Origin of the sequence: Pseudoalteromonas sp. Z9A6 (genome assembly GCF_011378805.1) — a bacterium.
Lineage (GTDB): Bacteria > Pseudomonadota > Gammaproteobacteria > Enterobacterales > Alteromonadaceae > Pseudoalteromonas > Pseudoalteromonas distincta.
On record NZ_WTKZ01000015.1, the window covers coordinates 33,686 to 49,206 of the forward strand.

At 40.5% G+C, this 15,521-nt stretch carries 14 protein-coding genes and 1 pseudogene; 10 read left to right on the plus strand and 5 right to left on the minus strand.

Annotation, left to right across the window (positions count from 1 at the left end; genetic code table 11):
• From GQR53_RS08145 to GQR53_RS08160, 4 genes are all read left to right on the plus strand, one after another.
• Nucleotides 1-741 carry a 2,3,4,5-tetrahydropyridine-2,6-dicarboxylate N-succinyltransferase gene (locus GQR53_RS08145; RefSeq protein ID WP_002958799.1) on the plus strand — a complete coding sequence of 247 codons (741 nt, stop codon included), beginning with the start codon at nucleotides 1-3 and terminating at the stop codon, nucleotides 739-741.
• Complete coding sequence (locus tag GQR53_RS08150; protein ID WP_165743511.1) at nucleotides 741-1,946, plus strand: PLP-dependent decarboxylase; 1,206 nt, start codon at nucleotides 741-743, stop codon at nucleotides 1,944-1,946. Before GQR53_RS08145 ends, GQR53_RS08150 begins: the two co-directional genes overlap by 1 nt.
• A gap of 5 nt (nucleotides 1,947-1,951) precedes the next feature.
• Nucleotides 1,952-3,073, plus strand: a complete 1,122-nt coding sequence (locus GQR53_RS08155) for a succinylglutamate desuccinylase/aspartoacylase family protein (protein ID WP_165743512.1) — start codon at nucleotides 1,952-1,954, stop codon at nucleotides 3,071-3,073.
• Nucleotides 3,074-3,451: 378 nt separating this feature from the next.
• Nucleotides 3,452-4,486: a phospholipase A gene (locus tag GQR53_RS08160; RefSeq protein WP_165743514.1), complete on the plus strand. Its 1,035-nt coding sequence runs from the start codon at nucleotides 3,452-3,454 to the stop codon at nucleotides 4,484-4,486.
• A 72-nt stretch (nucleotides 4,487-4,558) separates the two neighbouring features.
• Here GQR53_RS08160 and GQR53_RS08165 read toward each other — a convergent pair whose 3' ends face one another.
• Nucleotides 4,559-5,452 carry a bifunctional GNAT family N-acetyltransferase/hotdog fold thioesterase gene (locus GQR53_RS08165; protein WP_149594448.1) on the minus strand — a complete coding sequence of 298 codons (894 nt, stop codon included), beginning with the start codon at nucleotides 5,450-5,452 and terminating at the stop codon, nucleotides 4,559-4,561.
• Between the two features lie 246 nt (nucleotides 5,453-5,698).
• Between GQR53_RS08165 and GQR53_RS08170 the strand changes: the two genes are divergently transcribed.
• Nucleotides 5,699-6,406: a methyltransferase gene (locus GQR53_RS08170; protein WP_165743547.1), complete on the plus strand. Its 708-nt coding sequence runs from the start codon at nucleotides 5,699-5,701 to the stop codon at nucleotides 6,404-6,406.
• Here the strand turns inward: GQR53_RS08170 and dtd are convergent.
• Both dtd and GQR53_RS08180 read right to left on the minus strand, forming a co-directional pair.
• On the minus strand, nucleotides 6,403-6,840 hold the full coding sequence (gene dtd, locus GQR53_RS08175) for a D-aminoacyl-tRNA deacylase (protein ID WP_165743516.1): 438 nt from the start codon (nucleotides 6,838-6,840) through the stop codon (nucleotides 6,403-6,405). The two genes, GQR53_RS08170 and dtd, sit on opposite strands and share 4 nt — an antisense overlap.
• The gene (locus tag GQR53_RS08180; RefSeq protein WP_149594447.1) at nucleotides 6,841-7,746 is read right to left on the minus strand and encodes a virulence factor BrkB family protein; all 906 of its coding nucleotides are present in this window, start codon (nucleotides 7,744-7,746) and stop codon (nucleotides 6,841-6,843) included.
• Between the two features lie 87 nt (nucleotides 7,747-7,833).
• Between GQR53_RS08180 and GQR53_RS08185 the strand changes: the two genes are divergently transcribed.
• The 3 genes and pseudogenes from GQR53_RS08185 (at nucleotide 7,834) to GQR53_RS08195 (ending at nucleotide 10,429) form a co-directional block, all read left to right on the plus strand.
• The gene (locus GQR53_RS08185; RefSeq protein WP_165743518.1) at nucleotides 7,834-8,490 is read left to right on the plus strand and encodes a DUF2959 domain-containing protein; all 657 of its coding nucleotides are present in this window, start codon (nucleotides 7,834-7,836) and stop codon (nucleotides 8,488-8,490) included.
• A gap of 74 nt (nucleotides 8,491-8,564) precedes the next feature.
• Nucleotides 8,565-9,633 (plus strand): annotated as a pseudogene (locus GQR53_RS08190) (MBL fold metallo-hydrolase).
• 67 nt (nucleotides 9,634-9,700) lie between these two features.
• A complete protein-coding gene (locus GQR53_RS08195; protein ID WP_165743520.1) occupies nucleotides 9,701-10,429 on the plus strand; it encodes a CBM9 family sugar-binding protein in 729 nt (242 codons plus the stop codon).
• A 161-nt stretch (nucleotides 10,430-10,590) separates the two neighbouring features.
• Here the strand turns inward: GQR53_RS08195 and GQR53_RS08200 are convergent, their stop codons facing one another.
• Nucleotides 10,591-10,908, minus strand: a complete 318-nt coding sequence (locus GQR53_RS08200) for a hypothetical protein (protein ID WP_165743522.1) — start codon at nucleotides 10,906-10,908, stop codon at nucleotides 10,591-10,593.
• Between the two features lie 214 nt (nucleotides 10,909-11,122).
• A complete protein-coding gene (gene typA, locus GQR53_RS08205; RefSeq protein ID WP_002961123.1) occupies nucleotides 11,123-12,946 on the minus strand; it encodes a translational GTPase TypA in 1,824 nt (607 codons plus the stop codon).
• A 507-nt stretch (nucleotides 12,947-13,453) separates the two neighbouring features.
• Here typA and glnA point away from each other — a divergent pair.
• Both glnA and GQR53_RS08215 read left to right on the plus strand, forming a co-directional pair.
• Nucleotides 13,454-14,860: a glutamate--ammonia ligase gene (gene glnA, locus GQR53_RS08210; protein WP_024603879.1), complete on the plus strand. Its 1,407-nt coding sequence runs from the start codon at nucleotides 13,454-13,456 to the stop codon at nucleotides 14,858-14,860.
• Nucleotides 14,861-14,973: 113 nt separating this feature from the next.
• Entirely contained in the window at nucleotides 14,974-15,495 is a 522-nt protein-coding gene (locus GQR53_RS08215; RefSeq protein ID WP_165743523.1) for a DUF4124 domain-containing protein, read from the plus strand.
• The last annotated feature ends 26 nt before the right edge of the window (nucleotides 15,496-15,521 follow it).

Below are 15,521 nucleotides of genomic sequence, written 5' to 3' on the forward strand. Positions count from 1 at the left end.
ATGAGCTGGTTAGAACTATTAAATAATTTAGAATCGGGCGCAGTACGCGCAGCATCACAAAACGAAAGCGGCCAATGGCAAGCTAACGTAGAAGTAAAGCAAGGCATTTTAGAAGCCTTTAAAAATGGCACTAATACTGAGTTTGCAGGCGGCTTTGTTGATAAACATAACCTAGCTCCACAAGAGTTTAGTACTGACGATGGCGTTCGTATGGTACCAGGTGGCTCAAGTGTTCGCCGTGGTGCTTATGTTGCTAAAGGCACGATTATTATGCCACCAGCGTATGTAAACATTGGCGCATATATCGACGAAGGCACAATGGTAGATAGCCACGCATTAGTGGGTTCTTGTGCACAAGTAGGTAAAAACGTACATTTAAGCGCTGCAGTTCAGCTTGGTGGTGTACTTGAGCCAATTGGTGCAAGCCCAGTAGTTGTGGAAGACGACGCCTTTATTGGCGCTGGCTGTATTATTGTTGAAGGCGTAGTCATTAAAAAAGGCGCAGTACTTGCCCCAGGCGTGCGTTTATCAGCAACTATTCCGGTATACGACTGCGTAAACGAGCGCCAACTAGATAAAGGCGAGCCAATCCCAGAGTACGCGATTGTAATACCGGGCTCTCGCCCTGCGTCAAACGAATGGGCGCGCGAGCAAGGCCTAAGCATGTCGTGTGCGTTAATAGTTAAATACCGCGACGAGAAAAGCGATGCATCGTTATTGCTTGAAGAGGTTTTACGATAATGAGCTTTTTGAGCACGCCTATCAAAACCGCTGTAAATACAATTACACAACAACTTGATACACCTTTTTTTGTTTACGATTTAGATCAACTAAACACGCATCTTGCGCGTTTAGTTGCGCAAACCGATGTAAAACTGTGGTACGCGGTAAAAGCAAACCCACTGTCTAAAATTATTCAAAGCTTAGACAGTGCTGGCTTTAATTTTGACGTAGCAAGTAAAGGTGAGCTTGAGCAAGTACTCGCACAAGGTATTAGCTCGCAGCGCGTGCTCAACACAGGGCCTGCAAAAAGCCCTAAACAAATTAAACACTTTATTGAGCGCGGCGTGCGTATATTCGTAGCAGAAAGCCTCAATCAAGTACGTTGGTTAAACCAACAAGCACAACTACAAAACACGCAGTTACAAGTATTACTGCGAGTGCAATTACGCTGGCCTGAAGGTGAAAAAAACCCTCTGGGCGGCGATAGCCTTACGCCGTTTGGTATGGGTTGTGATGAGTGGCAAGCACTCAATGTAGCTGACTACCCTGCACTTAAATTTGACGGCCTGCATATTTTTCAGTGGGGCAACATGCTTAGCACGCAAAAGCTAAGCGATTTGTGGTCACAAATGATTGCACCTCTTAGCCAACTTGCCAGCGATTTAAATATTAGCCTTAAGATTTTAGATTTAGGTGGTGGTTTAGGTATTCCTTATACACAAAACGAAGCAACACTTGATTGGGATGACTTAATTGCTGCGCTCGCTAAAATTAAAAATGATGCGGGTGTAGAAGAATTATGGATGGAACTTGGTCGCTATGCCGTGGGCGAATGCGGTCATTACGCAAACCCAGTAGTAGAGCGCAAACAAAACTACAATCAAGAACAAGTAATTTTAAGCGGCGGTATAAATCACTTATTACGCCCTGCTGTTACCAGCCAAGACTTTCCTGCTGCATTACTGCGTGAATCCAGTGCTAAAACTCAAGCGGTCACTTTATACGGCCCACTTTGTACAGCGCTTGATTGCTTGGGTGAACATAACTTACCAAGCGACTTAAATGAGCACGACTGGCTAGTGTTTAGCCAATGCGGTGCTTACGGCTTTACCGAAAGTATGCCGTATTTTTTATGCCATGAGCTAGCTGCTGAGTACACCTTGCAAAACGGTACACTTACCTGTGTTCGCCAAGCCGAAAATGCCAGCCATTATTTAAGGTAACAAGTATGAGTAATACAACACACATTAGCCAAGAGAACATTGTAGTAGGGGAAGTTGCAAACGGCTTACCGCTTACAATTCCTGTGTATCGTTTAAAAGGCAATGGCACAGGGCCAAGTGTTTACATTCAGGCCAATATGCATGGCGCTGAAGTGCAAGGTAACGCAGTTATTTTTCAGCTGCTTGAGCAATTAAAACACCTTAACCTTAGTGGCGATATTACCCTTGTACCTTATGCCAATCCGATTGGTTGTAATCAAAAATCTGGCGAGTTTACCCTTGGCAGGTTCGATCCGATTACGGGCACTAATTGGAATCGCATGTATCACTACAATAAAAATTTAGTGGCACAGTTTGCACAAAATCATACTCAGTATGACGACGCTACATTAAAAAGTAACTTCAAACAGGCACTTATTGACGAAGTAGACAGCAAACTTAACGGCCCTGCTTATTTACTCAATACGGGTAAACGCATTGCGCTTAACTTACAAAAGCTCGCTCATCAGGCTGATATAGTACTCGATTTACACACAGGCCCTATTTCAAGCAAGCATCTGTACTGCCCAAGCTATGCAACCGACAGCGCACGTTACTTTAATATTGAGCATGTATTGCTTATTCCTAGTGATTTTGACGGCGCTATGGATGAAGCTAACTTTTGCCCATGGTGGCATTTAAGTGATGCACTTAGCGGACAAGGTCGCGAATTATCAATACCTGTAGAAGCATTTACTGTAGAGCTAGGCAGCCAAGAAAAAATAGACTTAAAAGAAGCATTAAACGATGCAAACAGCATTTTAAGTTACTTAAATCACAAAGGCGTATTACAAAACGCACCGCATACGCCAGCTAATATCACTCGTTATGCATGTAACTTAGATGACTACTTTGCCTATTATGCCCCTATTGGCGGCATGGTTGAATACTTAGCTCCACTTGGCGGGCACATTAAAGCTGGTGAGCCTATTGCCAATATTTTACGCATGGAGCGCTACTTAAGTGAGCAACCATTGCAAACACTTACTCTTGATTGCGATGCAATTGCTATTTTGCACTTTGCCTCAGCGAGTGTTAATCAAGGTACCGAGCTTTATAAGTTTTTTACTAACATATTTGAGCTTTAGCTCACCCTTCTCATTGCGTGAGAGTAATACCAATTGCATTAAATTAGTGATCTATTATAGCGATAAGGAAATAGCTTAATAACAAGGCTAAAATTATGGTACATAGTTGTTCTATATAAATAATTTTTAACGTAGTTAGTGAGTTATTTAATACGCTAGAATGATCATGTTTTTAATAAAATTGGTATAAATTAACTAAAATAGTTAATGTGCATTAGAAAAGCGGCTTAGGCCGCTTTTCTTTTGATCTATACTTACTTTGTATACGTATGGACCTTGTTATAAATGCAAATTCAGTAAAAGTTCACCGTTACATATGTAAAAAGACGTTATAATTAAATTAACGCATACAACAACCCAAACTCACAAGGAATTACAATGAGCTGGCGCCACTGGATAACTCTTTCTGCTTTAATTAGTACCGCTACCTTCGCACAAGAAGAAGTTGCTACAAACGAGCAAGACAACGACATCGAGCTTGTAAAACAGTGTATTTTAAATGAGGTAATTGGCGGAGATGGTAAACAGACATTAGACGATCTTCGTAAAAAGTGTTCAGCTCTTGAAGAAAATAAACAACTTACCGCGCTTGATAAACGTCAAGCCCGTGAAGAAGTAGGTAAAAAAAATAGAAATGTAATTACGCCACATAAGCGTAACTATATTTTACCGCTTTCGTACGTATCACACCCAAACGATCGCCCTTTTGATGGTTTTGATGCACTAACAGATGATAACGACGGCGAACCGCTCGACAACCTAGAAGCAAAATATCAGCTATCGATAAAAGTGCCTCTTTACGATGATTTTTCGGATAAAGACCAAGCCATATTTTTTGGTTTTACACTGCAATCATATTGGCAAATTTATAACTCAGAAATTTCGTCTCCATTTCGTGAAACAAACTACGAACCAGAGATATTTTGGATAAATTACCTCGACCCAGAAAACGTATTATGGGGCGACGAAATGGCAATCGCATTAGGTATTTCGCATCAATCAAATGGTCGAAGCCAACCAAACTCGCGTTCGTGGAACCGTATTTATGCAGAATTTATCTGGGAAAACAGAGGCTTTGTTTTTAGCTTTAAACCTTGGTATCGGATAGCTGAGGACGAAAAAGAAGATATTTTAGAAGCCAATGGCGACGACAACCCAGACATATACAAATACATGGGTTACTTTGAATTTAGCGGCGCATATCGTTTTCATGACCATGAATTTAGCTTTATGACGCGTAACAATTTAAATTCAGATAATCGTGGTGCAATTCAACTCGACTGGTCATTTCCGTTATGGGGCCGCGTTCGTGGTTATGCACAATACTTTAACGGTTATGGCGAAAGCTTAATTGATTACAATGCGGATGTAGAACGTATTGGTGTAGGTATATTATTAACCGATTTGCTGTAATACTTCCCTAAGTTTTACGCACAAAAAAGCCAAGCATCGCTTGGCTTTTTTGTGTATCGAACAGCTAAACAGTTATTTTTTTACTACAAACTGCCCTTCAAATTCTGCAACCACGTTATCACCATCGTAAACAGTTACTGGCACTACGTAACTTGCTTTACCGTCGGTTTCTAAATCGCTTAACTTGCCCTTACAGGTTTGTATATCAACACAACCACGTGGGTCGGTAGTAAGCGGCTTTAAGTACTTAATGTTAGCATCGGCTAATACAATATTACCTTCAAGCCCAGCTTCTTTAAGCGCTAAGTACGTAGCGCCCCAACCTGTTAGCGTGGCCAAGCTATAAATAGAGCCTGCAAACATGGTGTTATGTAGGTTTAAGTTAGCGTCTAGGTCGGCGCTGGTTGTAAATTGCCAATCGGTATAGCTTTCTACCTTAATACCCATCGCGTCACTAATTGGAATAGACTCACGCCACGTATTTTGTAGTACTTGCGTCCAATTAGGGTGACGAAACCAACCTGGCTCAGACGGTTTTTGCTTTACCATTTTAAAGTGTTGAACATCGCCATACGCTAAGTGCGCTTTTTCTTTTAATTCGTAACCGTGGCGTTTATAAAATTCAAGCGCTCGTTCGCGTGCAAACAATACAAGCTCACCTGCGTTTTGAACCCATGCAATTTTTTCAAGCTCGTGCAGTAAGCGACTACCAATATGCTGGTTACGATTACCCTCTGCAACCGCCATATAGCGCACTTGTGCTTGCTCATGATTGTTAAAGTGCAAACGTGCTACACCTAGCACTTCGCCTTCTTTATTTTTTATAAAGCGGTGCTCAGAGTCTTGTTCCATATCGTCTTGTTCAGAGCCACGTGGCTCGCCCCAAGGCGCGCGTAATACCTGCCAACGCAATTGGTAATACGCTTGCCAATCTTCGCTACTTTGTGGGGTGCTTACCTGAAACATACATACTCCTGTTGTTATATAAGCCGTAAATAAAAGTCAAAAAAGGCTACGGCGCTATACTAATCGTATTGATTATCTACCAAACTAAAAAGCTTAAATAATTAAGTCCGTTGGTATTATTTATGGCAAATACCATACTCCATCTTAAAAAAACTGCAAATACGACTTTGGTGATGGCTGTAAAATAACGTAAAAAATAATGGCAAAGGCCATTGCGCTTTAATGTTGCTAGTTTATGCTGAGAATATGATGGAAAAAATCAATTATATAAACTCGCTGACGGGCTTGCTAAGCGATCAATTTATTGAAAATAGCCATAGCATTGGTCAGTTAATCTATTGGCATAAATTCAGTGGCGATCACATTCAAGTACGTGAGCACGAGCAGTTACGCTGGTTACTTATTAACGATACTCTTCAGTCTGTTGTTGATTTAAATAACCCGGATTTATTACTTTTTCCACATTTATTATGCCTAGGTAAGCATTGGCAGGCTCTTAAGCCGCCACAAAAAGTGTTAGAACTTGGTCTCGGCGGCGGAGCAATTCGTAATTATTTACAGCATAAATACCCTAAAGCACAAATAACATCGGTTGAAAAAAACGCCGATATTATTGATTGCTACACACAATTTTTTTCGTCAAATAAAAATGATCAATTGCTTTGCGCCGACGCACAGCAGGTTTTAAAAAGTGCACAAAATATTGATTGGATTATTCTCGATTTGTTTAGCCAGATAGATGCACCTCGATTTTTATTTGAAGAGGCATTTTATAAAAAAATCTACTCGGCTTTAAATAACAACGGCGTGCTATTTATTAACTTTTTATCGCAGCATGAGTCGCAATTAAAGCAACTTCAGCAGCTATTACTCGATGTATTTGACTGTAACGTCAGCCCGCAAAAAATTACGGGCTATGTAAATCATATTGTCGTGGTTACTAAAAAAGTTTAAACAGATAAGTTAAACGTAACGGGCCCATCGTTACACAAGCTTACTTGCATATCGGCACCAAACCCACCTGTGGCTATTGTAAGCCCCAACTCTTTAGCTTGAGCTACAAAGTATTCGTAAAGCTCGTTAGCTTGGCTTGGCGTTGCCGCAGATGAAAAGCTAGGGCGCATACCCTTTTTAGTATCTGCCGCTAAGGTAAATTGCGAAACCACCAGCAACTCACCTTTAATATCTTTAAGGCTTAAGTTCATTTTGTCGTTTTCGTCAGTAAAAATACGATAATTACTTACCTTGTGCAAAAGCTTATCGGCCGTTTGCGTATCGTCGTGTTTTTCAACGCCCAGCAACAACAATATACCTTGGTTAATTTCGCCTACTACTTGGTTGTTAATTTCTACTTTGGCATGCTTTACGCGTTGTATTAAACCTTGCATTTAAACTGTGTCCTTTACTGCTGGCTCATCATCTTCTAATTCAAGCTCTGGTGTTTCTGGAATATCATTTGGGCTAATACACGCTGTAAATTCAGCGCCAAGCAAAACAACAATCCACGACAAATACACCCATACAAACAAAATAGGAATGGTTGCTACTGCGCCGTAAATAACTTCGTACGAAGGAAAATGGCTAATATAAAGTGCAAATCCTTTTTTAGTCAGCTCAAATAAAAGTGCCGCAAAAAAAGCGCCTGGTATCGCCGCTCTGAACGATACACGCGTATTAGGCACTAAAGTGTAGAGCATAATAAAGCCCACCATCGAAATCCCATACGGCAATAACTTTAACAAAAACCCGCTAAACCCCGGAATACCCTGATCAGCAAACGATACCAAAGATACAATATAAGAGGTAACACCAATACTCGCTCCGAGTAATACAGGCCCTAAGCTCAAAACCATCCAGTACACAGCAAATGAGATCATCATTGGGCGTTTTTTCTTAATTCGCCAAATTCGATTTAGTGTGGCATCTACATTACGTATTAACAGCAAGGCTATTGCAGCTAAAAAGCCAATACCTACCGCCGTCATTTGATTAGCGTTACCGGCAAAGGAGCTAATGTGCTCTCTAATAACATCGGTAGAGGTAGGGACAAAGTTGGTAAACAAAAAGCTCTCAATTTCCATGCGAGTAGATTCAAAGCCCGGAAAAGCTGAAAATATAGCAACACCCACCGCAATTAATGGCACTAAAGAAAGAAGGGTTACGTAAGCAAGGTAACCTGCATTAACCGTTATTTGATCGTCTATACAACGATTAAAATACTGCATCCACCAACCAGGCTGCTGGCGTATAAAGGACTTAACTTGCTGTTTGTAATGTGAGAGCTTATCATTCATACAATTGACTTGTGCTTATATAGTTTTGATTATAATAACAATCAGCGCCATAATTTACAGCACTAACGCTCGTAAACAGGAATTCAAATGAAAAAACAAACATTACTCAGTGTTTCAATGCTTGTCGTAGCACTTACTTTAACTGGCTGCCAATCAGCTTATTATTCTGCGATGGAAAAAGTGGGTGTTCACAAACGCGATATTCTTATTGACCGCGTAGAAGAAACCAAAGACTCTCAGCAAGAGTCACAAGAAGAATTTAAATCGGCACTAGAGCGCTTAACGACTCTAATCGATTTTAATGGTGGCGAACTACAAGACACTTATAATCAGTTAAACGACGATTACGAGTCGAGCTTAAATGCCGCTAACGAAGTGTCAACTAACATCAATAAAGTAGAAGACGTGGCAGAAGCCCTGTTTGATGAGTGGGGCGATGAGCTAGAGCAATACAAAAGCGCGTCACTTAAGCGTGAAAGCAGCAAAAAGCTAACCGCGACTAAGCGTCAATTTGATCAGCTATTACGCTCAATGCGCAGCGCAGAGAGTAAAATGGAGCCAGTATTAACCTCGCTTCATGATAACGTTTTATACTTAAAGCATAACTTAAATGCACAAGCGGTATCGGCTATTAAAGGTGAATTCACTAACCTTAAGCGCGATATTCAATTGTTGATGAACGACATGAACAAATCGATTGCCGATTCAAATAAATTTATTGAGCAAATGAATAGCGCTGGCTAATCATTTGTTACTTTAACAAGCCTGCTTAATTGCAGGCTTTTTTATGTTAAAGGGAATACTAAAAGGGATTTACAATGAAACGCTTTTTAATCGCAGCAATGCTCTTATGTATAATAACGGCCTGCGGTGCACCTAATAATATTAATCGTATTACCAGCTCTGACTCAGTTGTTGTTATTAATGATAAGAACGGCCGTTATAAAAATTTATACACAGGTGAAAAAACATATCCCACCACCTGTACTGAAAACTGCTACCCAGCCCACCCAGACTTACTATGCAAAACCGGCAGCGAAAACTGCCAGTACCAAGGCCAGCAAACTAAACCACAACTTAGCACTGGCTATACAGCACGCTGGCTTGGTCACGCTAGTTTTGTAATTAACACCCCAAATGGTCAAAATGTGCTGTTTGATCCGGTAAAAAATCAGTTTGATTCTCCAGTCGCACTTGGCTTTAAACTCAGCGGTGGCACTTATCGTAAAGCAGGCGCTTGGCCTAGTGAGCAAGAACTGGAAAATATTGATGCGGTAATGTATTCGCATATTCATTACGATCATTTTAATAAAGCCGACATACAAAGCATTGGCAATAAACCTCGCTATTTAACACCACTCGGGATGGCCGACAACTTCCCTACCGGCGGTTTTAATATTAGCGAAATGCCGTGGTACTCAACAACCAACATTGACGACTTAGTTATTAACGCCCTGCCAGCTCATCATTTTAGCGCTCGCGTATTAGTGCCCTTTCTTTACGAAGATAACAATAAAGACTTATGGAATGGCTGGCTGCTTGAACAAAACGGTAGCACCTTATTTTTTGCAGGCGATACAGGCTACTCAAAACACTTTAAAGACATATGGCGATATAGATGGATGCTTAATCCCAATCGCTTCTTACTACAGTAAAGACGATCCTAACTGGTACCGTTACGTGCACACCACACCTGAAGACGCGCTCAACGCAGCACAAGAGCTTAATTGTAAAGTAATGATACCGTGGGGATACGGTAACTCAAGTTGGAAAATGGGCGACCACAGCAGTCATTCAGCCTTACTTCGCTTATTGCATATGTACAATAAAATGGATTCAAAAGTACCGCTGTATATTTTAAACGAAGGCGAAAGTATTTCACTGTAACTATTTACTTAGCTGTTTTAAGATTGTTATTACATTAAGACAAATCGACAATAAAATTGAGAGATTAATGAAGAAATTAGCACTCGCCTTAAGCTTTTTATTAAGCACGCCAGCAATGGCTATTGATGTTGAACATACATCAACCCCAATTACTATTGATGGCGTATCAGAAAGCGCATGGGATAAAGCCGCTTGGCACGACATGCCTTATCTAATGGATGGCACACTGCCATCAAACGATGCCGACTTTAAAGGGCGTTATCGCTTATTGTGGGATCAAAACTATTTATACCTACAAGCCGATATTGTGGATGATGTTCTAATAGATAAACACGCAGATCCAACCTATAAATATTGGGATGACGATGCGCTTGAAGTGTTTATAGACAGCGACGCATCGGGCGGAAACCACCAATTTAATCACACCGCTTTGGCGTACCACATTGGCCTTGATAACCAAGCCGCCGATTACGGCCCTGATAAACAAGCCCACTTGTATACCGACCACCTAACAAGTAACTGGAAGCGCAATACCACCGCACCTTTTAACATTACGTGGGAAGTAGCAATAAAACTCTACCCTAATGATTATAAAGAAGGTGCTAAAAACACCCCAATTACACTTAGCGAAAAGCAAGTAATAGGCTTTATGTTAGCGTATTGCGATAACGATGGCAGTGACGTGCGCGAGCACTTTATGGGCTCACACGAAGTACAACCAATAAATGGCGACAGAAACCGTGGTTTTATAGATGCCGACGTATTTGGCAAAATAACCCTACTCCCTAAAAAGTAAGCCACCCCCATCAAGAAGAGATACAAGGTTGGGTTGAGCGCAGCGAAACCCAACGACCCCACCACCAACAAACACAGATACTTTGCATTATCGATTATTTAATTCTCAAGCACGTTTTTGCTTAGACAAAGAGCGGGCTGCGCCCTAATATAAAGCTAATTTCAGCCACCCTTTTGCTCATGTTTAATAATTTTAAGAAGCAAATCAATTCTGCGATTTGTTTTTTTGGTTTGCTCCCTAATCATTCCCTGCACCACAGCTGAAGCAAGGAAAATAAAACATATTATTTGAAATAATTCAGTTTCAATATCATAGAAGCTATTAGCAATTGATAACAAAACAAACGGTAAAAAAATTAATATGAGATCTTTCAAGCCCCAATCATTTTTTCCTAACGTTTCAAATTCATCTTTATATTTTTGCAGTTCAGCAATATGTTCTATCTCTAGTTTTGCCTTAATTACATTTTCGGTATTCACACTAGCTTACTCGCACATATTAAATATAGCTTTGATAATAACTTAATACCTTTTTTAGGTTCAATATTAAAAACTGCTTAACAGTATCGAACCAACCGCGATGTTCTTCCAACCTGAGAGCTTACAGCTCTTCTCTCGCTAACTATTGTTCACAAAAAAGCCGCTGTATTTTTCAATACAGCGGCTTTTAAAATCATTATTCTAAATTAATAGATTATGACTTAGGTGCACGACCCGCACGTTTACGTTCGTTTTCTGTAAGGTGTTTCTTACGGATACGAATGTTTAGTGGAGTAACTTCAACTAGCTCGTCATCATCGATGAACTCAAGCGCTTGCTCAAGTGAGTAGTTAAGGTGTGGAGAAAGCGTTTGCGCTTCATCAGTACCAGATGCACGTACGTTAGTTAACTGCTTGCCTTTAAGGGCGTTAACTGTAAGGTCGTTATCACGGTTATGAATACCGATAACCATACCTTCGTATACTTCAACACCGTGACCGATGAATAAACGGCCGCGCTCTTGTAAGTTGAATAATGCGTTAGTAAGTGCTTTACCAGTTGCGTTTGCAATCATTACGCCGTTCTTACGAACACCGATAGCGCCACCTTTATGAGGACCATAATGATCGAACGTATGGTACATAAGACCAGAACCCGAAGTAAGCGTCATGAAATCAGTTTGGAAACCAATTAAACCACGGCTTGGGATCATGAAGTCTAAACGCATACGGCCTTTGCCATCTGGAGTCATGTTAGTAAGTTCACCTTTACGTAGGCCAACTTGTTCCATAACAGAACCTTGATGCTCTTCTTGACAGTCAATAGTCACTGTTTCAAACGGTTCTTCTAGAACGCCATCTACAGTACGTAAGATAACTTCTGGACGAGAAACTGAAAGCTCGTAACCTTCACGACGCATGTTTTCGATTAAGATACCTAGGTGTAATTCACCACGACCAGAAACACGGAAGCTATCTGGGCTTGCAGTATCTTCAACGCGAAGTGCTACGTTGTGTACTAATTCTTTGTCTAAACGCTCACGGATATTACGTGACGTTACAAACTTACCTTCTTTACCACAGAAAGGTGAGTTATTTACAGAGAATGTCATTGTTACAGTTGGCTCATCAACACTTAGTGGTGGTAATGCTTCAACGTTTCCTGGGAAACAAACTGTATCAGAAATCTTAAGCTCACCAATACCTGTTACAGTTACGATGTTACCAGCGTAAGCTCTATCAGTTTCGATACGCTCAAGACCTAGGTAGCTTTGTACTGCACCAATTTTACCATTACGTGTAGTGCCATCAGCACTGATAATAGTAACTTGTTGGTTAGGAGCAACAGAACCACGTTTTATACGACCAATACCAACTACACCAACATAAGAGTTGTAATCTAGTTGAGAAATTTGCATTTGGAAGTCACCTTCAGGATCTGCATCCGGTGGTGATACTTCTTCAACGATCATCTTGAACATAGGTTCCATGTTGTCTGATGGTTCGTCTAAATCTAGTGTTGCCCAACCGTTGATTGCTGAAGCGTAGATTACTTTAAAGTCTAACTGTTCGTCAGTCGCGCCAAGGTTGTCGAATAAATCAAAGATTTGATCCATAACCCAATCTGGACGAGCGCCTGGCTTATCAATTTTATTGATAACGACGATTGGCTTTAAGCCTTGCGCGAATGCTTTTTGCGTAACGAAACGCGTTTGCGGCATTGGACCTTCTTGAGCATCAACAAGTAATAATACTGAGTCAGCCATCGAAAGTACGCGTTCAACTTCACCACCGAAATCGGCGTGTCCCGGGGTATCTACGATATTGATATGGTAGTCATTCCAAGAAATGGCTGTGTTTTTAGCCAAAATGGTAATACCACGTTCTTTCTCAATGTCGTTTGAGTCCATCACGCGCTCTTCGTTACCGCCGCGTGTTTCTAATGTACCTGATTGCTCAAGTAGTTTGTCAACCAGTGTTGTTTTACCATGGTCAACGTGCGCGATAATCGCTATATTTCTTAACTGTTCGATGCTCATATATTTACTCAGAGAAATTAAATTCTCATTGATCCTGCAAGATCTACGCACTCATCCACGCTTTCGCGAGATGTCCCAGCATAGGATTTAAAAGGGCGCATATTATCCCTCATTAATGACATGGATGAAAGTTTATCCAATATAAATTTCAAAACTTTCTCAATACTTTTACTAAGTATCTGTTTTATATATGACAATTATATGAATTAAATTTCAAATTTTTTTTGAAAAACAGCCTTTTTGGCTATTTTGCTGATCTTTTTGGTACTCTTTTGCATTTAGGTTATGCTATTTCCGAGCGATTAAATTAGCAGCAAATTGTGCCCTGTAAATTTTGCACCAAAAAGGAAAATTTACGCACCAATATAGTGCGTTTGTACATTCCATTTTGATGCAACGATATTTTTTTAATTTATAAACAGCTAGTTATAAAAATGGCACAAAATCAGCTTAGTAAATCCCAAAGCAATTATGCAGCAATAACAAAACCCAATAGTTGGAGGACACATGTCACAATCGGTTTTAGATTTTATTAAAGAAAATGACGTCAAGTTCATTGATTTACGCTTTACTGACACTAAGGGTAAAGAACAACATATATCTATTCCTCATCACCAAGTTGATGAAGACTTTTTTGAAGACGGTAAAATGTTTGACGGTTCTTCAATTGCAGGCTGGAAAGGCATAAACGAATCAGACATGGTATTAATGCCAGTTGCTGAATCAATCAAACTAGACCCTTTCACTGAAGAATCAACATTAATCGTACGTTGTGACGTAGTAGAGCCTTCAACACTTCAAGGTTATGAGCGCGACCCGCGTTCTGTTGCTAAGCGTGCTGAAGATTACATGCGCTCTACAGGTATTGCAGATACAGTTTTATTTGGCCCTGAGCCAGAGTTTTTCGTATTTGACGACGTTAAATACAAATCAGATATGTCTGGTTCTATGTACAAAATTGATTCTAAGCAAGCTGCTTGGAACTCAGATAAAGAATATGCAGATGGCAACACAGGTCACCGTCCAGGTATTAAAGGCGGTTACTTCCCAGTTGCTCCTGTTGATGACTTCCAAGATTGGCGTTCAGCTACGTGTCTAGTTCTAGAAGAAATGGGTCAAGTAGTAGAAGCACATCACCACGAAGTTGCAACAGCAGGTCAAAACGAGATTGCTACTCGCTTTAATACAATGGTATTAAAAGCGGATGAAATCCAAGAAATGAAATATGTTATCCATAACATGGCTCACTTATACGGTAAAACAGCAACGTTTATGCCTAAGCCAGTTGTTGGTGATAACGGTTCTGGTATGCATTGTCACCAGTCACTTGCTAAAGATGGTGTAAACCTTTTTGCTGGTGATAAGTACGGCGGCCTTTCTGAAGATGCGCTTTACTACATTGGTGGTATCATCAAGCATGCTAAAGCAATTAACGCTTTTGCAAACGCCTCTACTAACTCGTACAAACGTTTAGTACCAGGTTTTGAAGCACCAGTTATGCTTGCATACTCTGCACGTAACCGTTCTGCATCAATCCGTATCCCAGTGGTTCCATCTGAAAAAGGTCGTCGTATTGAAGTACGCTTCCCAGATCCAACAGCTAACCCATACCTTGCTTTCTCAGCAATGCTTATGGCTGGCCTTGATGGTATCAAAAACAAGATCCACCCTGGCGATGCTATGGATAAAGATTTATATGACTTACCAGCTGAAGAAGCAGCAGAAATCCCAACTGTTGCAGCATCACTTGACGAAGCACTATCTGCACTTAGCGCAGACCGTGAATTCTTAACTCAAGGTGGTGTATTCACTGATGACTTAATCGATGCTTACATCGAACTTAAATCTAAAGAAGTTGAAAAGCTTAACATGACAACTCACCCAGTTGAGTTTGAAATGTACTACAGCTGTTAATTTAGCTGTATAAAATATGTGTGTTCTCAAGCCCGCTTTGCGGGCTTTTTTAATGGTAAAATTAATCAATCTCCACTAAAGTTAAGTTACCGACAAAAATGCAGGGCTGCAGAGTGAACAACAAGATTTTATTACTATTAATTGCTTTAGGATTAAGCAATTATGGTTACGCTGGTGAAACAAAGATATACGCTTGGAAAGATAAAAATGGCGTATTAGTGTTCTCTGACACCCCTCATAAAGGTGCTAAAGAGGTAAAGCTTACCAGCCAAGATCTTAATATGCCTGCAACAAATACTGACATTTTTGACGAGCAACCCCAGCCCCAACAAGCGGCCTTTAGTATTGCCATTTCCTCACCTGATCATAACCAGACTATTCGTGAAAATACCGGCACTGTTTATGTTACTAGCCGAATAAAACCACGCTTTGAAACTGGTTTTACTATACAACTTTTTATTGATGGCAAAGCACATGGCCCAGCCAGTGACAGTTCAACCTTTGCAATAAGAGATGTAGAACGTGGTGAGCACACACTACAATTAAAGCTTTTGAATAGTAAAAACCAAGTTATTGCTATAAGTGAGCCCTGCATATTTTTTATGCACCGAAAAGGGCTAAACCTAAGTAACTAAATTGGGGCATTACTAAACGTGCAGCA